This is a genomic window from Fulvivirga lutimaris, assembly GCF_009711525.1.
Taxonomy (GTDB): Bacteria; Bacteroidota; Bacteroidia; order Cytophagales; family Cyclobacteriaceae; genus Fulvivirga; species Fulvivirga lutimaris.
The window spans coordinates 11,981-29,933 of sequence record NZ_SMLV01000399.1; the positions used below are offsets into that span (position 1 = coordinate 11,981).

Consider the following 17,953-nt stretch of genomic DNA (forward strand, 5'->3'; position numbering starts at 1 on the left):
AGCATGACAGAGACATTAAACATTTCGGTAAAGAAAATAGCCCAATCTAAGATCAGCCAGGTTGATTTTAAGAATATACAATTTGGTAAGACATATTCTGATCATATGTTCACTGCCGACTATATTGATGGTGAGTGGAAAAACGCAAGAATTGAGCCTTACGAAATGATGCATATTAGCCCGGCAAGTCCAGCGTTGCATTATGGCATATCGGTATTTGAAGGCCTAAAGGCTTTTAAAACTGCAGATGGCGTTGTTAATATTTTCAGAGCAGATAAGAATTTTGAACGTCTGAATGTTTCTGCTGAGCGTATGTGCATGCCACGGCTTCCGGCAGATTTGTATTATGAAGGACTCAAAGCATTGTTAGAGATTGATAGTGAATGGGTGCCAGATGTTGAAGGCACTTCATTATATATCAGACCTTTCATTTTTTCTAATGATGACTATATAGGTATCAGACCTTCGTTGAACTTTAAATTCATGATTATCACTTGCCCAGTGGGAGCTTATTATGCCAAACCGGTAAAGGTGAAAATTGAAGATCATTATGTAAGAGCAGTAGAAGGCGGAAGTGGATATTGCAAAACAGGTTGTAACTATGGCCCGGCAATTTATCCTGCTAAGCTTGCTCAAGACAAAGGTTATGACCAACTAGTATGGACTGACGGAAAGGAGCATAAATACATTGAGGAGTCAGGCACCATGAACATCATGTTTGTGATAGATGGAAAGCTTATAACACCTGCTTTGGGAGATACAATTCTTAATGGAATAACCAGAAACAGCGTTTTGGCTATAGCCAGAGACTGGGGTATGGAAGTAGAAGAAAGAAAGGTGGAAGTTGCTGAAGTTGTGGCTGCAGCCAGAGAAGGAAAACTTGAAGAAGCATTTGGTGCAGGTACTGCCGCTACAATAGCGCATATTCAGCAAATAGGCTATAAAGATGAAGATTTCGAATTGCCTCCTGTAGAGAATAGAAAATTCTCTAACAAAGTATTGGCAGAGCTCGATAATATGAAACTCGGTAAAATAGAAGATCGATTTAACTGGATCACTAAGATTTAAATTGTTTTCACAGGCAATTGTATTTCGAAAAAGCCACTCTGTTAGAGTGGCTTTTTTTATTGAAAGCATGTACTTTTCACAACAAGAGTTCGTTTGTAATCTGCAATTCAAATACTGGCTTTATCATATATGACTGTACGACTAGCTTTTCTGATCATTGCTTTAGGCCTTTCAGTTGCTGGCGTTGCCCAATCGAGATTGGTAGTTAAGAAAAGAGGTAGAATTATAGCTACTTATCAACAAGGGGACCATTTGAAGTTTAAGCTCAAAGGCGAAAATTTTTACTACAACCAGCTTATTCTTGGGTTCGATGGAGAGCATATTAAATTCAGATTTTACGACCTGCATATTTCAGAGATTGAGACTGTAAAGGCATATAAAATAAAAAAGAATGCTTTTGCTATAGTTTCTGCGGCTACTTCCAGAGCTGCTATCTTTTTCTTTACCATAGATATTTTTAATCAGGGCATAGTAAAGGGAGATGGTTTTGAACCTAGCGAACAAACATTGATGATAACCGGAGGGCTCGCCATAACAAGTTTGCTTACCAAGTTGTTGGCTGGCAACAAGGTGAAAATAGATGGAAGAAAATTTAATTTGGAGATGTTATAATTGAGTTAATAGTTACTGACAACCACACTCTTGGTAACAGTTAGTGTATCATCTTTATAGCTGATACCAACCAACTTCACATTATAGTGACCATTAGAAGGAAACCTAATCTTAGGTGCACCTGTGTAAGATTTTACGGATGCTCCATTTTCTTGAAAGCCAAAATCCCATTCATAATCTTCAATACCCTCAGATAAATCCATAAACCTCACCCAACCTGATTTGGTAATGCTATTGGTGTAGTCAAAGTCTAAGCTTATAGGCCCAGATTCAATATCAGGAATTGGCCTCGTTACTGTCTGAGGAAATAAATGACATGCACTGAAACAGCACGCAATGGCTAGGAGTAATATGTATAAAACAGAATTTTTCAAGGTCACTATCAAGCTTAGAACTATAAGTTACAAAACTTTTAAGTGCTAAAAATGTCTGCTGCTGACTATTTGTCCATTATATGCAAACTCGTAGTAAGTCGTAGCGCTCTGGAATCCCAGTTTTTTGTAAATACCAATCCCATCTTCAGAGGCCTGAAGCACAACTTTTTTATATCCTGATTTCTTGGCCATGTTCAGACATTTGGTCATCAAAGCAGAGCCAATGCCTTTTCCTCTGGCGTCTTCGAGTGTTGCTAACCCATAGATGCCTATTGTGGAATTATCTGATGGAAAAAGCTCTACTGTAGCTAATGGAGTGCCTCCGTCATAGTATACTAGTAACTTCACTCCATCAGGATTTTGTAAATAATACTCAGAGGTATTTTCATAATAAGCATTGACATTCTTATCTGGTGGACTCCAGTTGGCTGCTATTATATTGGCATAATCACTTAAAACTTCTGAATCACTAACTACAACAATATCATTATGTCGGTCGGAAACTATGACTTCATATTGACTTAAATCCAGCACCATGCCCACTTCTTCATTTTGGTGGGAGACATTCACCGATTTAAAGATTTCTTTAAGGTTATCAGTTAGGTTCTCAGCATTGACCCAAATGCAAAAGTCAAAATCCTTATTTGTATAATACCTGATAATATCTTCCAATTCAGCTTGGGTTATTGCTAAGCCATTTCTGATAAATATTATATTAAATGTATCACATGACAGAGTGCTATCCACCGCAACCACATTTTCTGAATTCATGATTGTCATACCAGCAGTTGAATCTGGAATTTGGGTGGCATGTAATTCAAAATTTTTGTCTATCAATTCAATCATTTGTTGCAGTAATTAAGTGTTGCTAAGCTAAAAGAATATTTTAACTCGCTTAACTTTAACAACCATATAAAAAAAGACACATGCAGGTAGATCAGGTAACTTTTACACTCAGGCCATATTCAAGGGGCTTCCATCTAATAGAAAGAGAAATTGAAGCTAATACTCCTCAGCTCAGGAATTTTAAGGCAGGTATAGCCCATATTTTTATACACCATACCTCGGCAGGACTCACCGTCAATGAAAATGCAGATCCTACCGTAAGAGTAGATTTTGAAAGTCATTTCAATAAGATGGTACCTGAAAATGCTCCGTATTACAAACATACCTTGGAAGGGCCTGATGATATGCCTGCACATATTAAGGCTTCACTGTTAGGTAGTTCAGTGAGTGTGCCTATCAAAAATGGGAGATTGCTAACAGGTACCTGGCAAGGAGTTTATTTATGTGAGCATCGCAACCATGCTTCGGGCAGGACTATTACTGTGACTTTGATGGGTGCTTAAACCCGTCAGTCTGCTTTTTCAAGAACGCAGTGAATGAAAATACCGGAATCTACTGCAAGGTGATCACGCTCATTCATAAGCTGTAAACCTAGAGATTCCGGTATTGCTCGTGCCTCACAAACCGGAATGACGTTGATTTATTACGGCCACTTAATAGTGTCATCATCCAGAAACTGTGGGGACCACTGTATTTCATCCAACACGCCACCATTGAACCAGAAATTAACTGATAAAGACTCCACTTCAATTAACTTATGATCTGGCGAATCTATAGTAGAGCAGTCTTCTACATAATATTCTATATTCAATTTATCGAGATAAGCTGAAACTTGCTCAATGGTCTGCCCGATGAGCGATGCTCCATCCAAAGTATAGAAATCAGAGTTGGCAGAGATCATCACTAACTTCCAGTCTTCCTCTTCATCAAAGTTGAGTGAGATGTCAAAATCATAATAATCCCATGATTCGGTCATGTTTTGGTCATCATCAGTGTAGGAAAATTTTTCATTTTCATCTGGCATGCCTAGCAGCATCCGTACTTGATCTCTTGACATCCCGAATTTGATGTTGCCTAACCCAAAACCGGGTTTTATTTCTTTAATCTGTTCTTTCATTTTTATGGATGTTTGGTCAACCTCTCAAAGTTCGCCATTAGTTACATAGAGTGAGAAAAGTGACCGTAAATTTTAACAAGGTGTGTAATATTCAATTTCAATTAATTGATTCTTATAGAACTTAAGTATCCAAGAATCATCGTAGTTTGGATTAGGGGCAATTTTTACAAGAGTATATCTTATTCCTTTAGTCACATCTTTCCATTCGTAGGAATTTTTTACTGATTTAGGGAAAACTTCACGTAAATCCTCAATCGATGTTTCTCCTGAAAATATCATTTGCGAATCATGTAATGTACATTCCCATCCCTTAAGCCTTATTTTCATAATCTCGGCTCTATCTTTAAATGTGACAATTTCTGTTCCTTGATAGTGCCAAATATTCACTTTATCTCCCCAAGGCTCTTCTCCTTGAATGTAAGCACCACATTCAAACATTGGTGTAGTAATGCTGTCAGGTTTACCAAGTTTGTCAAGAACCTCCTTTTGAGTAGAAGTAAATTGTACTGCATCATTCAACCAAACGCTGTCCTTGTAAAGTATTTCTTCATGTTTCTGTTCTGCCTCAGTATCCATGGAAGCCTCTATATTGGATTATGCAGTGATGCTATCTACCTTATCTACCTGCATTTCTTGGACTTTGCTATTACAACCCAAAAGGAGAATAGATACTTTAATTGAAATTCGAATCATTATTAATTCTTTAATACTATACTAGTTAATTAAAAATATAAACTAAACATCAGTCTCCAATTTATTCTAAACCAATCCCGAGCATCATAACTGCGCATTCGTTAGTTTTGCCCAAATTTTAAAAAACTACCCATGACTACAGACGAGTTGAAAGACTTGAAAGCCCGAGTAGAGGCTTTGAGGAGGTACCTTTGACTACGACAAGAAGCTTGCAGAGGTACAAGAAGAGGAGCTTGTAACTGCGCAACCGGAATTTTGGAATGACCCAAAAGAAGCAGAAAAAATCCTGAAAAATCTAAGGCTTAAAAAGGTATGGACAGACAGCTTTACTGAAGTTGAAAGTTTATACAATGATCTTGAAACGCTCAATGAATTCTATGAAATGGATGAGGTGAGTGAAGAGGAGATCAATAAAGAATTTGCAAAAACTGAGAAGGCCATTGAAGATCTTGAGTTTAAAAAGATGCTCAGTGGTGAGGAAGATCAGTTTGGTGCCTTGATGGAGATTAACCCTGGAGCAGGCGGTACTGAGAGTCAGGACTGGTCAGACATTCTCAACCGTATGTACATCATGTGGGGTGAGCGTGAGGGCTACTCTGTAAAGCAGGTTAACTATCAGGCTGGTGATGTGGCAGGTATCAAGTCAGCTACTTTGCAGTTCGATGGCCCATTCGCCTATGGTAAGTTGAAATCTGAAATAGGTGTTCATCGCTTGGTCAGAATCTCACCTTTTGACTCTGGAGGTAGAAGACATACATCCTTTGCTTCGGTTTATGTTTCACCCGTGATTGATGATGATATTGAGATAGATATCAACCCGGCAGATGTGGAGTTACACACTTCACGGTCTGGTGGTGCCGGTGGACAGAACGTAAACAAGGTAGAGACTAAAGTACAGCTGACACACAAGCCTACAGGTATTGTGGTGGTTTGTCAGGTGGAGCGTTCGCAGCTGGCCAACCGGGAGCTGGCCATGAAGATGTTGAAGTCAAGACTTTACCAAATGGAGCTTGAGAAGCGTAATGCAGAGCGCGATAAGGTGGAAGCTGGTAAAATGCGTATTGATTTTGGCTCGCAGATAAGAAATTACGTATTGCATCCTTATAAGTTGATTAAAGATGCCCGTACTGGTGTTGAGCGTACAGATGTTCAAAATGTACTGGACGGTGACCTGGATGATTACATTAAGGCATTTTTGCTCGGCTACCAGGACAATTCGGAAGACTAATTAAAAGCCGGACTTGTTCCGGCTTCTTTTTTATACAACAGATCTAATAAGCCCGTGGCACAAAAAACCTACACATTACAATTCTGGCTTTTATGCATGAGCTCATTCTTGTTCTTTGCCAGCTTTAATATGATCATCCCCGAGTTGCCTGCATACCTGACCAAGCTAGGTGGAGAAGATTATAAAGGGTTTATCATTTCGCTTTTTACACTCACCGCTGGGTTATCAAGACCTTTCAGTGGCAAGCTGACTGACAAGATTGGCAGAATACCTGTGATGGTATTTGGAGCTTCGGTATGTTTTGCACTAGGTTTTATCTACCCATTTGTAACTACAATTTTCGGGTTCTTCGCTTTGAGATTAGTGCATGGCTTTTCTACAGGTTTTAAACCAACGGGTACTGTGGCCTATGTGGCCGATATAGTACCGGCAAGTAAACGAGGTGAGGCCATGGGGTTGTCCAGCTTCTTTGGCACTATAGGCATGGCTACCGGGGCCACTATTGGTAGTGCCATTGCCAAGAGCTATTCAACCGATGTTATGTTTGGTGTTTCTTCAGCTTTTGCCATTCTGTCCATCATCATTTTGGCCGGTATGAAAGAGACCCTGGAAAACAGAGAGAAGTTTAAACTTTCTCATTTATCGATATCTAGGAATGAGATCTTTGAGAAATCTGCTATTCCACCATCCATTGTGATGTTTCTCACCATTTTTTCCTTTGGTATTATTCTTACCGTGATACCAGATTTTGGGGTTCATCTTGGACTTGACAAATCTGAGAGTGCATGGTTGAATAAGGGCACTTTTATGACCGTGTTTATTTTTGCTTCCCTGGTGGTTAGAATATTTGCCGGAAAGATTTCTGATAAATTTGGTCGTGAACCTGTGCTGAAACTCGCTGCAGTACTGTATACTACTGGAATGCTGACGGTGGGTTTTGCGGATAATATCAACATGTTTTTTACCGGAGCTGTTATTTATGGATTGGCAGTAGGTATGAATTCGCCCACATTATTTGCCTGGACAGCAGACCTTAGTGATGAGAAAAACCGGGGCAAAGCCATGGCTACTACTTTCATTGCTTTGGAGGCTGGTATTATGTTAGGAGCCATTTTATCTGGATGGACATTCTCGAACAACCCAGAGAATTTCCCTATCACTTTTGGTATGGGAGCAGGACTAGCTCTTGTAGCGCTGACATATTTGATTTCGAGAAGAAAAAAAATTTCGGCATCATTGAGTCATGAATAAAATAAAACTTTCGCTCTCATTTTTCTGGACAATAGTTATTGTCCATTTAGCAGGTCATTTATTCAATATGGATGTGCTTTCCATCACTAAACCGCTAATAGTAATTTCTCTAATTGGGTACTTCTATGCTTCGGTTTTAGATCGAAACAGCTTGTTTCATATCACTTTAGCCGCACTATTTCTTTCCTGGTTAGGAGATGTGTTTTTAATGTTTGAAGGTCAGAACCCAATGTTTTTCATTCTTGGATTGGCTTCATTTCTCTTGGCTCATGTTACGTATGTTTTTAGCTATAGAAAGGCAAAGAATGAAACTGCAGTAAATCCATTGTTGTCCTCGCAGAAGCTGAGGCATGGCTCTACGCTTATACTCGCTGGACTGGCCCTTGTTTATATTTTGGAACCGGGTTTGGGTGAGATGAAGATTCCCGTGATGGTTTATGCAACCGTAATTGTAGTGATGGCTATTACTGCTTTGCTGCGTTATGGTTATACATCAATCCAGAGCTTTTCTTACGTATTTGGTGGTGCCATTATGTTTATGATTTCAGACTCTCTGCTGGCAATCAACAAGTTTTTGGAGCATTTTGCTTATGCAGGCTTCTGGATAATGACCACCTATTGTCTCGCACAATTTTTAATTGTTAAGGGAATCATCAACCATATAAACGCAAAAAAGGGAGCATAAGCCCCCTTTTTCAATTTGAGTTTTAACCTAAACTTTTTCTAAGAAATCTTCTTCACTCTGCCTGACCCTGACGTGTTGCTATTGACCTTATCGGGATCCCCTTTATAATAAACGCTGCCACTGCCACTTATGCGGGCATCGATTGATTTTGAAACATTAACTTCGCATCTGCCAGAGCCTGAAATTCTAGCCTCTACATTTTCTACTGCCAGATGCTCTGCATCTACAGACCCTGACCCACTGATATGGATTTCAAGATCCTTGCCCTTACCATCTACAGTTATTCTACCAGAACCTGAAACACTTGCCTCAATCATTGAAGCATCTACATCTATTTCCATTCTTCCAGATCCGCTTACACCTAAGTCCAAACGACTTGAGGCAATTTTGCTCTTGCCATAAATTCTTCCTGATCCTGAAACGTCAAGGGCTTCTATAGATGGTACAGTCACATACACATCAAAGTCCTCGCTGCTTGACCAGCTAAACCATCCGCTCGAATTTCTTTGTTTGATAATAAGTGTACTTCCACGCACTTCAGTGATGATGTCCTCAATTACGCTTGACTTTCCTTTTAGTTCAACCTTTTGCTCGCTTCCAATGGTTAAAAATAGCGTCCCGGATGAGCCCAATGATATGCCATCAAATGAACTTACATCTCTTATTTCTGAATCTTGTGCAAATGCAACTAACGCGCTGAAGATAAATGTTGAAAGTATTAATATTTTTTTCATGTTGTTATTTTTTCAGAAAGACTCTAATCTCATTGTTGAGGTTGCATGTATAAGACCTTTTTTTTCAAAGAAGGTTACAGGTCTGGTCAACTTATTTAGATTTGTCCACTGTATGGTAGCACTTCTACTCTGTATTTTAAGCAACATAGGCATCTTTGTCTGCTTCAGACTTTTTAAGGTATTTAACCTCAATACCTTACAGGCCATTGTCTTTAATTATGTTACCTGTGTAGCCACAGGCATTATTTTTCTTAAAGATAAGTCGGCTCTTTATGCTGTTAGTTGGTCAACAGATTGGGTGATTATTGGTGCGATATTGGGGGGAGTTTTTATAGGCACTTTTTATCTCATGGCCAGAACGACACAAATATTTAGCATGACTGTGTCTTCCATTGCTTCCAAAATGTCTTTGATGATTCCTGTGCTTATGAGTCTTTTTGTTTTAGGTATCCAGTCCAAACAGTATTCATCATTAAACTATGTAGGAATGGCACTGGCTATCTTGGCCATTTTACTGAGCTCACTTAAAGGAAAGAAAATAGAAACAGTCCATGTACCAGGATTGTCCATCTTTCTTCCAATAGCCGTTTTTCTCTTAAGTGGTCTTATAGACTCGGTGATTAACTTTACCAATTTCAAATACCTAAGCCCTGAAACAGAACCAATTTTCCCCATTATAATATTTTCTTCAGCCTCAATTATTGGATTAGGTTCAATTATGCTAGGTAAAAATAGAATAGCCTTTAAGAATGTTATATGGGGAGTAGTTCTTGGCGTGGTGAATTATTTTTCAATATATTTTCTTTTGAGAAGCTTATCGCATTTTAAAAATGACGGAGCAATATTTTATCCACTATTGAATGTTGGAATTATTTTAATAGCCGCATTAGTATCTGTTTTATTCTTTAAAGAGAAGCTATCCAGAATCAACCTTTTAGGTTTAATTCTGGCTATTTCATCCATTGTTCTTATATCATATCAAGAGCTTAAACTAATTTTTGAATGATTACGGAGTTTAAAACATTAGCTAAACCTGGAGAAGGGCTGTTTAAAGATAGGGGCAGTAAATTTCTTGGTTTTGCGACTCATGTGACAAGCGAAGAGGAGGTTAAGGAATTCCTGGCAGACCTTCGTAAACAATATTATGACGCTCGCCACCATTGCTATGCTTATGTACTTGGCGCAGATAGAAAAACATTCAGAGCCAATGATGACGGTGAACCTAATCACTCTGCTGGAGATCCAATTCTAGGTCAGATTAATTCAAAGGAGCTGACTGATACTTTGGTTGTGGTTATCAGGTATTTTGGAGGAACAAAGCTCGGTGTAAGTGGCTTAATCAATGCATATAAACTAGCCGCAGAAGAAGCTTTAGATAATGCTTCTTTTATTACGGTTGAGGTACAAAATGAGATTGTGCTTCAGTATGGTTATGATGACACCAATGAAGTGATGAGGCTGGTGAATGAGTTGAAAATTAATATTGTTGATCAGAAATTTGAAGCGTCATGTGAGCTCATAGGCACCATAAAAATCAATTTGGCCGAGCAACTTGAATCAAAAGTGCAGTTGCTCAATGACCTGGGTCATAAGATTGATCTTAAGGTTGAGGACTAGAAGTATCCCTGATTTGTAAGTTTATTATACATAGAGATACAGACCCATGCATCTGTAGCCGCATAATTGATTTGCTTTTCTGTCAGTGTTTCATTCTCCCAGTTGGAAACCTGAGCATTTTTAGAAATTCGAAATCCCAGAATGATGGCAGTTAGCTTTCTTAGTCCATTGGCTTCAATACCAATGTCCTTCACCATATGGTTAAGCTCTTCAAAACCTCCAGGAGTAAATGGTCTTAGTTTGTTCAAGTCACGGAGGTCATCTCTTAATGCTACGCCTACCTTTATAATATTTTTATTTTCAAAGAAACTATGCAGTTCGTTGGTGATGCCTGTTTTGTTTACTCTGATAAGGTAAGCATCAGTTTCTGTTGCAATCTGAATGAGAGATATATTGTTGAACTCTCCTTTTTTAAAGGCAGGCTTGCTCTCCGTATCGAAACCAACAACACTTTCTTTAGACAATGTCTTCATTGCCGCTTTCAACTCTTTTTCTTCGGTGATTAAATGTATTTCACCTTCAAAGCGATCGAGCTCAAGCTCATTAATTTCTATATTGGAAATTGTGGTAGCAAACATATTAATCTTCTTTCTCTATCCTCTTGATTTTGATGTTAGCATACCCAAACAATATGGTCATAAATGGGCTTATGATATTAAAGAAGCAGTATGGTAGGTAAGTTAAAGTGGCCACTCCTAAAACTGAAGACTGGTAGGCACCACAGGTATTCCATGGAATGAGCACAGAAGTAACGGTGCCCGAATCTTCAAGTGTTCGGCTTAAATTTTCCGGAGCCAGTCCACGATCTTCAAACTCTTTCGAATACATTCTTCCTGGTACTACAATGGCAATGTATTGATCAGATGCCGTTAAGTTAAAAGTAATACACGTTCCTGCTGTTGCAGCAATTAAAGAACCGGTAGAATGAGCAAACCCGATAATGGTGCCGGCTATTTTCTTTAACATACCATTGCCTTCAACTACGCCTCCAAATATCATGGCACAAACAATTAACCATACTGTTGAGAGCATTCCTTCCATTCCAGAAGCTGTCAGTAGTTCATCTACCATGGCGTTGCCAGTAGCAACATTAGTTTCGGTAAACATCGCTTTCATAACCGCTGTGTAAGCAGTTTTGATGCTAAACACATCACTTTCCGCAACGGCCATTACAATTTGCGGCTGGAAAATAATAGCAATAACTCCTGCCAATAATGTCCCTATTAAAAGTGCAGGCAAAGCAGGCATCTTTTTTATAATTAGGAAGATAACCGCAGCAGGAACAACAAATAGAAACAGGTTGATTTCAAATTTTGACTTTATTGCTTGCTGAACCTCAGAAACAGTACCTAATGCTGCATTACCATCAATGCTAAATCCCCAGATAAGGAAAATAATTAACGTTATAATGATGGACGGCCCTGTGGTTAGTGCCATATATCTGATGTGGGTAAACAAGTCAGTGCCAGCCATAGCAGGTGCTAAATTTGTGGTATCTGATAGCGGAGACATCTTATCGCCAAAGTAGGCTCCGGAAATAATAGCTCCTGCTATTACTCCTTCATGAATTCCAAGCGCCTGTCCGATACCCATAAGTGCAATGCCTATAGTTGCGGCCGTTGACCATGATGAACCTGTTGCTAAAGACACCACGGCACTTACTATCACTGCAGCAAAAAGGAAAATAGTAGGGTTTAATATTTCAAGACCATAATAGATCATGGCAGGTACTACACCACTTATTAACCAGGTTCCAGCTAAGGCGCCAATCATTAATAGTATAAGAATAGCTGACATGGCAGAACTGATGCTTTTTACAATGGCATCTAGTATTTCCTCCCAGCGGTATTTAAGTTTTAATGAAAGCACTGCAGCAAACGCAGCAGAAAGGATGAGTGCAATTTGATTAGGGCCGTAGGATGCATCATCACTAAAGATGTAAACATTGGCAGCCAATAAAATAATAAGAAAGAAAATTGGTAATAATGACAGAATAAGAGAAGGTTCCTTATGTCTACTTTCCATGCGCACGTATTCAGTTTAAATGCCGAAGATATAAAATTGCAGCTATTTAGAGCATCTTTTCGGCTAGTTTTTCTCCCATGCGACTTCCTATGGCCACGCCCATTCCGCCAAGCCTTACGCCAAGATGAACATTTGACGAATGCTGTTTATAGATCGGCTGTTTATTAGCTCCAAAGGCCATTATTCCTGCCCAAGTGTGATCAACTTCAAATGGAGTGTTTGGTAAAATAACTTCCTTCAATTGCTTTTTGAGCTCTGCGAGTATCCTATCATTAACCTCAAACTCTGTTGTAGTTTCTCCCTCAAAATCAAGATTTCTACCACCTCCGAAAATAACTCTCGAGCCTTCATTTCTGAAGTAATAATAGCCCTTGTCAATATGAAATACTCCTTGAAAGGGAAGTTTAGGTAATGGTTTTGTAACCAATACAATCCCACGGCCAGGGTTTATATCAAGGTTATGAACTAGTTTATTGGTAAAGGCATTGGTACAGACCGCTACTTTATTAGTCTTGAAAACAATTTCAGAGTTAGTTACCATGTTTTTGGCAACTACCGAGACTTCTGCTCCATTATCTTCGAACGACAATACTTCAGTTCCTGTAAGTACTTTGATATTGTTTTTGTAAGCCAACTGTAATAAAGACTTCATCATCTTGCCAGTATGAATTTGCCCTTCAAAGGGGTTGACTACAATGGATTTGATTTCGCCTTTAGTGAAACCAAAGCTTTTTATTTTTTCATCATCAATGGAAAATACTGATTGCTTAAAGAGTGGTAAAAGCATCTCGTTTACCTGATCTATAGCTTTAAGGTAGGGAAGTTCGGCATCTCGCATTAACTCGTAACCTCCATATGAGAGGTAATCCATATTTCTATCACCTACCCGTTCTCGGAGCTTTTTTAAACCTTCCCACCGCTCATTAACTAAAGCCAGAGTATCAGTTTCGCCCAGTACTTTAATATCTTCCAGAAGTTCAGTCAAACTTCCAAAGCAGGCGAACCCGGCATTTTTAGTGCTGGCGCCTGTGGGTAATATGCCTCTTTCGAGTACAAGAATATCCGCATCAGGCTTTTTTTCCTTTATCGAAATGGCTGTTGATAAGCCCACAATTCCACTTCCTATGATAATATGATCATAGTTTACAAACGATTCTTTTTCCCAGTAACTTAACATAGCTGGGCTGAAATAACGATTTTTATAGATGTTTCACCAGTATTGAGTATCTTTTCAATCATTTTTTAATTTATGGATACAACTAAGATTGTTCAGAAGGCCAAATCGTCTTCTTTTTATTTATGGCTTCTTAATGCCGGTTTAAATCGTATGATCCCATTTAATAAACCTCACGGGTTTAAGGTGGTTGAGATAACGGACACCACGATAAAAACTAAATTGCCTTACAAAAGAGGTAATTTCAATCATATTAAAGGTTTGCACGCTTGTGCTCTTGCTACATTATCAGAATTCTCTACTGGTTTTTTAATGATATCAAGACTTGACCCTAAGAAGTTTCGCATCATTTTAAAAACATTGGAAATGGAGTATCATTATCAGGGAAAGATGGATGGCTTTGGGACTTTTGAAATCAATGACCAATGGTTGGAAGAAAAGATTTATAATCCTTTGAAGGACAATGAATCTACAGTGGTGATTTGTGAGATTAAAATCCATGACACTGAAGGAAATCACCTTACTACTGGCAAGGTACATTGGCAGGTAAAGTCATGGGATAAAGTAAAAACAAAGTTGAATTAGCCGGCATCAATTTGTAAATTGTACTACTATGAGAAAAATTGATGAATTACTTTCTGAATATGGTGAAAGTCACCAAAACAGCACAAACAAGGCTATACACTGGGTTTGCGTGCCTGCAATCTTCTTCAGTATTGTTGGTTTAATTTGGTCTATTCCTAGTGGTTTCCTGCATAGCAATGTATCTGTTAGTCCGTATGCAAATTGGGCTACGATCATATTGGTTCTTGTTCTTGCCTACTATATTGCACTCTCGTGGTCTTTGGCTTTAGGCATGGCCGCGTTCTCAGTATTATGTCTTTTTCTGGCTAATCAACTGGAGGCTGTTGATATTGCTCCTTTATGGCAGTTGTCACTTGGCATATTCGTTATCGCATGGATTGGTCAATTTTACGGACATAAGGTAGAAGGGAAAAAGCCGTCATTTTTAAAAGACATTCAGTTTTTAATGATTGGACCCGCGTGGCTTATGCACTTTGTTTATAAAAAAATTGGTATTCCTTATTGAAGCAACCATAAATGCTGAGTTTTGAAGTCCCGGAAGGATATAAGTTCGATTTTGAAGAATATCTATTTAACACAGAACGTCACAGGCTAACTCAAGCCAAAGAGGGATGGAAAAGTTTTTATTGGTTAGATGAAAAAAAGAAGCTTGTAAAGGCTTCATTTCATGTTCATATTGAAGGGGATGTTGCTAGAAGCCCCTATCGTGCAACTTTTGGGGGGATTGATGTTGGGCCTTTATCTTACAGCTCAATAAATGATTTTGTTGGGATTATAATTGAGGAGCTGCAAAAGGTTGAAATTCACAGTATTGAAATAATCCTTCCACCTGCTAGTCTTGATCAAATCAATCAGACTTTACTCTTTCAGTCATTATTGGATAATGGGTTTTCTCTTGTAAAAAGTGTGATGCATATTAGTATTCCTGTGGGGGCTAAACCTTATACTGCCATTCTTAATAGAACTAAAAGAAAGCTTCTTGCAAAGTCCTCTGAATATCAATTTAATATTCAAGATAGAGCTGAACTAAAGGACGTTTATGACTGTATTTTAACTTCTAGAATTGAAAAAGGATATGAGCTTTCATTAACCCTATCTGAGTTGGGTAATATTGTTAAGGAGATCGCTGATGATTTTCTAATCTTTAGTGTTAGCGATAATTTTAAGCTAATTGCAGGGGCAATTGCTTTAAAGATATCAGACTCAGCGTTGTACATTTTTTATGCAGGGCACTTAAACGACTATGACAGGCATGGGTCATTAATTAAATTATATGAAGGAATTTATAACTACTGTTTAAGTAATGATATATCTACCATAGATTTAGGCAGTTCAGAAGAGGAAAACAAAACCAAGCCTGGTCTTATTGAATTTAAAAGGCAGATAGGTGGATTTCCTTCTCTCAGGTCTACTTTTAAATGGAATATAATATGACCACAGAGCTCCCATTAGTTTCTGTGATAGCTCTCTGCTACAACCATGAAAGGTTTGTAAAAGAAGCCATAGAGTCTGTTCTGAATCAGACTTACCCTAATATTGAATTAATAGTTGTAGATGATGCTAGTACAGATAACAGTCATAAAGTAATTGAGCAGCTGGCGAAAGAGTATGCCCAAATAAAATACATGCCATTAGAGAGGAATATTGGGAGCTGCGCGGCTTTTAATGTCGGTTATAAAGCCTCAAAAGGTGATTTCATCATTGACTTTGCAACAGATGATATTTTGCTACCTGCACGAATTGAAAAGGGAGTTTTTGCACTACAAAATGCTGGTGATGACTTTGGGGTTAATTTTAGCAATGCTCATATTGTTGATGAAAGCAATTCCGTTTTAAAGGAGTTTTACGAAACCGATAATAAAGGGAAAGCACTTCAACCTCCGCCAGAAGGTGATATATATTCTATGCTGGTTAAAAGGTACTTTATTTGTCCGCCTACTTTGTTTTCGAAAAGAGAGGTCTTTGAGTATTTAGGTGGTTATAATGAAAAACTCACATATGAAGATTTTGACTTTTTGGTTCGTTCATCGAGAAAGTATAAATACTGCTATACCGATGAGGTCTTAGTTCATAGAAGGGTTTTACCAAATTCTATGTCTACTAAACAGTATGTTTATAAGAGTGATCAAATGTACAGCACATTGGACATTTGTGAGAAAATTAAAGAAATGAATGTAACCATAGATGAGCACAAATCATTAAGGACTAGAATTTACTATGAAATGCGTCAGTGTATAAGGACGGGAAATATAAAGCTGCTTTTTAAATACCTGAATTTACTTTTCAAATAAGCATCAACGCCTATTATCGTCATTTTCCAGCATGCTCAAATAGCTTTTGTATCTACTTCCTGCAATTTGACCTTCTTCAACGGCAATTTTAATAGCACAACCAGGTTCATGAGTGTGCTTACAGTTATGAAATTTGCATTCTCCAATCAGGTCTCTCATTTCTGGAAAGTAATCTGAAATTTCATCCTGTTCCATATCAATGAGGCCAAGCTCTTTGATGCCAGGTGTATCTATAATAAATGTATTTTCTCCTAAGTTGAACATTTCGGCAAAAGTGGTGGTATGAACACCTTTATCTGAAAATGAAGAAACATCTGATGTTTTTAGATTGAGTTTAGGCGCGATACAGTTGATGAGTGTAGACTTACCTACACCAGAGTGCCCAGAAAAAAGGCTTTTTTTACCACTTAACTTTTCTTTGATTTCTTCAATGCCTATTTTCTCAGTTGCTGACGCTACCAGGCAATCAACCCCAATGTTTTGATACAGCTTAATATATTCGTTTTGTTTCTCCAGCTCTTTTGAACTCAATAGATCACTTTTATTAAAAATTAGCACCTGAGGTATTCTAAATGCTTCGGCTGAAACCAAAAACCTGTCAATAAATCCCAGGGACGTTCTCGGCAGTGTTAAAGTTGCTACAAGTATTGTTTGGTCAATATTGGCTGCAATTATGTGGCCTTGATTTTTATTCTTTATTGATTTTCTAATGATGTAGTTATCTCGATTTTGAATGGCATAAATGAGACCTTCAGTTTCATTAGCTTCCAAATCGAACTCCACATTATCACCTACTGCTATGGGGTTAGTTGTCTTGAAGCCAGACAGCCTCAACTTACCTCTTGTTCTGCAAGCATAAGTTTTGTTGTCTTCTGCAAGTACATCATACCAGGACCCTGTTGATCGGATAACTAATCCTCTCATGACTTTATTAGCTTCTGGCAGTATTCAAAAATCTTATCAGTTGCTCCCGTATTATCTTTTACGTAATCCATATTAACCTGACCTGCTATTTGCAATGCAGTATCCTCCATAAAGATGGTGAATTGATCTCTTAATTCCGTGTAACTGCCGATTGCAACAGCACCACCAAGGTTAATAAGTTCTATGGCTTCATTAAATTTTTTATAGTTTTTGTTACCAAAGAAAATAGGCACTCCATAGGTAGCAGCCTCTAAAATATTATGCAAACCAGCTCCAAAAGCACCACCAACATAAGCATACTCCCCATAAGCATACAGGCTTGAAAGTAAACCTATGTTGTCAACAAGAAGTACGTCTTCATCTCCGGTGGACTCTTCCAATTTTGAGTATCGTATGGTATCACGCATACATTCCTTTTCCAGCTTACTTATTGTTCCTCCTTCAATTTCATGCGGGGCAATGATAAACTTCATGTCAGAAGCATTTATAAAAGGTAGCAGAACTTCAATATCTTCTGACCAGCAGCTGCCCACAACCATTATCTTTTTGTCAGCTTTGAATTTTTTAACCAGAGGCAGTTCTTTTTTATTTTTTGCAATGGCAGCAACACGATCAAATCGTGTGTCCCCAGAAATGCTCACCTGATCCACACCATGTTTTTCTAAAAGCAACTTTGTAGCTCTATTCTGAGCGAAGAAGTATGTCACATTTTTTAAAATATTAAGATAG

The 17,953-nt window shown here is 38.3% G+C and carries 22 protein-coding genes; 12 read left to right on the top strand and 10 right to left on the bottom strand.

Annotation, left to right across the window (positions count from 1 at the left end; genetic code table 11):
• Nucleotides 1–3: 3 nt before the first annotated feature.
• Together E1140_RS13610 and E1140_RS13615 are read left to right on the top strand one after the other, a co-directional pair.
• On the top strand, nucleotides 4–1,068 hold the full coding sequence (locus E1140_RS13610) for a branched-chain amino acid aminotransferase (protein ID WP_155184739.1): 1,065 nt from the start codon (nucleotides 4–6) through the stop codon (nucleotides 1,066–1,068).
• Nucleotides 1,069–1,197: 129 nt separating this feature from the next.
• Nucleotides 1,198–1,680, top strand: a complete 483-nt coding sequence (locus E1140_RS13615) for a hypothetical protein (RefSeq protein ID WP_155184742.1) — start codon at nucleotides 1,198–1,200, stop codon at nucleotides 1,678–1,680.
• A 5-nt stretch (nucleotides 1,681–1,685) separates the two neighbouring features.
• Here E1140_RS13615 and E1140_RS13620 read toward each other — a convergent pair whose 3' ends face one another.
• Together E1140_RS13620 and E1140_RS13625 are read right to left on the bottom strand one after the other, a co-directional pair.
• Nucleotides 1,686–2,054: a PKD domain-containing protein gene (locus E1140_RS13620; RefSeq protein ID WP_155184745.1), complete on the bottom strand. Its 369-nt coding sequence runs from the start codon at nucleotides 2,052–2,054 to the stop codon at nucleotides 1,686–1,688.
• Nucleotides 2,055–2,099: 45 nt separating this feature from the next.
• Nucleotides 2,100–2,900, bottom strand: coding sequence for a GNAT family N-acetyltransferase (locus E1140_RS13625; RefSeq protein ID WP_246202935.1), 801 nt, complete (start codon nucleotides 2,898–2,900; stop codon nucleotides 2,100–2,102).
• 80 nt (nucleotides 2,901–2,980) lie between these two features.
• Between E1140_RS13625 and E1140_RS13630 the strand changes: the two genes are divergently transcribed.
• A complete protein-coding gene (locus tag E1140_RS13630) occupies nucleotides 2,981–3,403 on the top strand; it encodes a secondary thiamine-phosphate synthase enzyme YjbQ (RefSeq protein ID WP_155184747.1) in 423 nt (140 codons plus the stop codon).
• Between the two features lie 140 nt (nucleotides 3,404–3,543).
• Here the strand turns inward: E1140_RS13630 and E1140_RS13635 are convergent, their stop codons facing one another.
• Nucleotides 3,544–4,017 carry a hypothetical protein gene (locus tag E1140_RS13635; RefSeq protein WP_155184750.1) on the bottom strand — a complete coding sequence of 158 codons (474 nt, stop codon included), beginning with the start codon at nucleotides 4,015–4,017 and terminating at the stop codon, nucleotides 3,544–3,546.
• A gap of 72 nt (nucleotides 4,018–4,089) precedes the next feature.
• Nucleotides 4,090–4,593 carry a hypothetical protein gene (locus tag E1140_RS13640; RefSeq protein ID WP_155184753.1) on the bottom strand — a complete coding sequence of 168 codons (504 nt, stop codon included), beginning with the start codon at nucleotides 4,591–4,593 and terminating at the stop codon, nucleotides 4,090–4,092.
• Nucleotides 4,594–4,842: 249 nt separating this feature from the next.
• Between E1140_RS13640 and prfB the strand changes: the two genes are divergently transcribed.
• From prfB to E1140_RS13655, 3 genes are all read left to right on the top strand, one after another.
• Nucleotides 4,843–5,938, top strand: a protein-coding gene (prfB, locus tag E1140_RS13645; protein WP_155184756.1) for a peptide chain release factor 2 whose coding sequence is annotated in 2 segments (ribosomal slippage) — nucleotides 4,843–4,902 and nucleotides 4,904–5,938 — 1,095 coding nt in all. Because the reading frame shifts where the segments join, the coding sequence is not laid out codon by codon here.
• A gap of 96 nt (nucleotides 5,939–6,034) precedes the next feature.
• Nucleotides 6,035–7,189 carry an MFS transporter gene (locus tag E1140_RS13650; protein WP_155184759.1) on the top strand — a complete coding sequence of 385 codons (1,155 nt, stop codon included), beginning with the start codon at nucleotides 6,035–6,037 and terminating at the stop codon, nucleotides 7,187–7,189.
• Complete coding sequence (locus E1140_RS13655) at nucleotides 7,182–7,874, top strand: lysoplasmalogenase (protein ID WP_155184761.1); 693 nt, start codon at nucleotides 7,182–7,184, stop codon at nucleotides 7,872–7,874. Before E1140_RS13650 ends, E1140_RS13655 begins: the two co-directional genes overlap by 8 nt.
• A gap of 38 nt (nucleotides 7,875–7,912) precedes the next feature.
• On the opposite strand, the gene E1140_RS13660 is transcribed toward E1140_RS13655, so the two are convergent.
• A complete protein-coding gene (locus tag E1140_RS13660) occupies nucleotides 7,913–8,608 on the bottom strand; it encodes a head GIN domain-containing protein (RefSeq protein WP_155184765.1) in 696 nt (231 codons plus the stop codon).
• Between the two features lie 112 nt (nucleotides 8,609–8,720).
• On the opposite strand from E1140_RS13660, the gene E1140_RS13665 reads away from it, so the two are divergent.
• Together E1140_RS13665 and E1140_RS13670 are read left to right on the top strand one after the other, a co-directional pair.
• A complete protein-coding gene (locus E1140_RS13665; RefSeq protein ID WP_155184768.1) occupies nucleotides 8,721–9,614 on the top strand; it encodes a hypothetical protein in 894 nt (297 codons plus the stop codon).
• Nucleotides 9,611–10,225 (top strand): IMPACT family protein, encoded by a 615-nt coding sequence (locus tag E1140_RS13670; RefSeq protein ID WP_155184771.1) that lies wholly within the window; start codon nucleotides 9,611–9,613, stop codon nucleotides 10,223–10,225. Before E1140_RS13665 ends, E1140_RS13670 begins: the two co-directional genes overlap by 4 nt.
• Here the strand turns inward: E1140_RS13670 and E1140_RS13675 are convergent.
• Genes E1140_RS13675 through E1140_RS13685 form a run of 3 tightly spaced genes read right to left on the bottom strand, consistent with a single transcriptional unit; the run spans nucleotide 10,222 to nucleotide 13,427 of the window.
• Complete coding sequence (locus tag E1140_RS13675; protein ID WP_155184774.1) at nucleotides 10,222–10,803, bottom strand: 3'-5' exonuclease; 582 nt, start codon at nucleotides 10,801–10,803, stop codon at nucleotides 10,222–10,224. The two genes, E1140_RS13670 and E1140_RS13675, sit on opposite strands and share 4 nt — an antisense overlap.
• Before the next feature lies 1 nt (nucleotide 10,804).
• Complete coding sequence (gene nhaC / locus E1140_RS13680) at nucleotides 10,805–12,250, bottom strand: Na+/H+ antiporter NhaC (protein ID WP_155184777.1); 1,446 nt, start codon at nucleotides 12,248–12,250, stop codon at nucleotides 10,805–10,807.
• Between the two features lie 46 nt (nucleotides 12,251–12,296).
• The gene (locus E1140_RS13685) at nucleotides 12,297–13,427 is read right to left on the bottom strand and encodes an NAD(P)/FAD-dependent oxidoreductase (protein WP_155184780.1); all 1,131 of its coding nucleotides are present in this window, start codon (nucleotides 13,425–13,427) and stop codon (nucleotides 12,297–12,299) included.
• 72 nt (nucleotides 13,428–13,499) lie between these two features.
• On the opposite strand from E1140_RS13685, the gene E1140_RS13690 reads away from it, so the two are divergent.
• Genes E1140_RS13690 through E1140_RS13705 form a run of 4 tightly spaced genes read left to right on the top strand, consistent with a single transcriptional unit; the run spans nucleotide 13,500 to nucleotide 16,300 of the window.
• Nucleotides 13,500–14,009, top strand: a complete 510-nt coding sequence (locus E1140_RS13690) for a DUF4442 domain-containing protein (RefSeq protein WP_155184783.1) — start codon at nucleotides 13,500–13,502, stop codon at nucleotides 14,007–14,009.
• Nucleotides 14,010–14,037: 28 nt separating this feature from the next.
• Nucleotides 14,038–14,514, top strand: coding sequence for an Mpo1 family 2-hydroxy fatty acid dioxygenase (locus tag E1140_RS13695; protein WP_155184786.1), 477 nt, complete (start codon nucleotides 14,038–14,040; stop codon nucleotides 14,512–14,514).
• An 11-nt stretch (nucleotides 14,515–14,525) separates the two neighbouring features.
• A complete protein-coding gene (locus E1140_RS13700; protein WP_155184790.1) occupies nucleotides 14,526–15,443 on the top strand; it encodes a hypothetical protein in 918 nt (305 codons plus the stop codon).
• The gene (locus E1140_RS13705) at nucleotides 15,440–16,300 is read left to right on the top strand and encodes a glycosyltransferase family 2 protein (RefSeq protein WP_155184793.1); all 861 of its coding nucleotides are present in this window, start codon (nucleotides 15,440–15,442) and stop codon (nucleotides 16,298–16,300) included. The genes E1140_RS13700 and E1140_RS13705 overlap by 4 nt, the downstream gene beginning before the upstream one ends.
• Nucleotides 16,301–16,303: 3 nt before the next feature.
• Here E1140_RS13705 and rsgA read toward each other — a convergent pair whose 3' ends face one another.
• The gene (rsgA, locus tag E1140_RS13710) at nucleotides 16,304–17,224 is read right to left on the bottom strand and encodes a ribosome small subunit-dependent GTPase A (RefSeq protein WP_155184796.1); all 921 of its coding nucleotides are present in this window, start codon (nucleotides 17,222–17,224) and stop codon (nucleotides 16,304–16,306) included.
• Nucleotides 17,221–17,953, bottom strand: a 733-nt coding sequence (locus E1140_RS13715; protein ID WP_425482032.1) for a 3-deoxy-D-manno-octulosonic acid transferase, incomplete at its 5' end; no start/stop codon positions are given. The genes rsgA and E1140_RS13715, both read right to left, overlap by 4 nt.

Bases quoted from the DNA above. Each gene is read 5' to 3' on its own strand.
- E1140_RS13655 (WP_155184761.1), top strand. From the start codon at position 7,182: ATGAATAAAATAAAACTTTCGCTCTCATTTTTCTGGACAATAGTTATT.
- E1140_RS13635 (WP_155184750.1), bottom strand. From the start codon at position 4,017: ATGAAAGAACAGATTAAAGAAATAAAACCCGGTTTTGGGTTAGGCAAC.
- E1140_RS13690 (WP_155184783.1), top strand. From the start codon at position 13,500: ATGGATACAACTAAGATTGTTCAGAAGGCCAAATCGTCTTCTTTTTAT.
- nhaC (WP_155184777.1), bottom strand. From the start codon at position 12,250: ATGGAAAGTAGACATAAGGAACCTTCTCTTATTCTGTCATTATTACCA.
- rsgA (WP_155184796.1), bottom strand. From the start codon at position 17,224: ATGAGAGGATTAGTTATCCGATCAACAGGGTCCTGGTATGATGTACTT.
- E1140_RS13670 (WP_155184771.1), top strand. From the start codon at position 9,611: ATGATTACGGAGTTTAAAACATTAGCTAAACCTGGAGAAGGGCTGTTT.
- E1140_RS13700 (WP_155184790.1), top strand. From the start codon at position 14,526: ATGCTGAGTTTTGAAGTCCCGGAAGGATATAAGTTCGATTTTGAAGAA.
- E1140_RS13660 (WP_155184765.1), bottom strand. From the start codon at position 8,608: ATGAAAAAAATATTAATACTTTCAACATTTATCTTCAGCGCGTTAGTT.
- E1140_RS13675 (WP_155184774.1), bottom strand. From the start codon at position 10,803: ATGTTTGCTACCACAATTTCCAATATAGAAATTAATGAGCTTGAGCTC.
- E1140_RS13615 (WP_155184742.1), top strand. From the start codon at position 1,198: ATGACTGTACGACTAGCTTTTCTGATCATTGCTTTAGGCCTTTCAGTT.
- E1140_RS13630 (WP_155184747.1), top strand. From the start codon at position 2,981: ATGCAGGTAGATCAGGTAACTTTTACACTCAGGCCATATTCAAGGGGC.
- E1140_RS13625 (WP_246202935.1), bottom strand. From the start codon at position 2,900: ATGATTGAATTGATAGACAAAAATTTTGAATTACATGCCACCCAAATT.
- E1140_RS13685 (WP_155184780.1), bottom strand. From the start codon at position 13,427: ATGTTAAGTTACTGGGAAAAAGAATCGTTTGTAAACTATGATCATATT.
- E1140_RS13650 (WP_155184759.1), top strand. From the start codon at position 6,035: ATGAGCTCATTCTTGTTCTTTGCCAGCTTTAATATGATCATCCCCGAG.
- E1140_RS13610 (WP_155184739.1), top strand. From the start codon at position 4: ATGACAGAGACATTAAACATTTCGGTAAAGAAAATAGCCCAATCTAAG.
- E1140_RS13665 (WP_155184768.1), top strand. From the start codon at position 8,721: ATGGTAGCACTTCTACTCTGTATTTTAAGCAACATAGGCATCTTTGTC.
- E1140_RS13640 (WP_155184753.1), bottom strand. From the start codon at position 4,593: ATGGATACTGAGGCAGAACAGAAACATGAAGAAATACTTTACAAGGAC.
- E1140_RS13695 (WP_155184786.1), top strand. From the start codon at position 14,038: ATGAGAAAAATTGATGAATTACTTTCTGAATATGGTGAAAGTCACCAA.
- E1140_RS13705 (WP_155184793.1), top strand. From the start codon at position 15,440: ATGACCACAGAGCTCCCATTAGTTTCTGTGATAGCTCTCTGCTACAAC.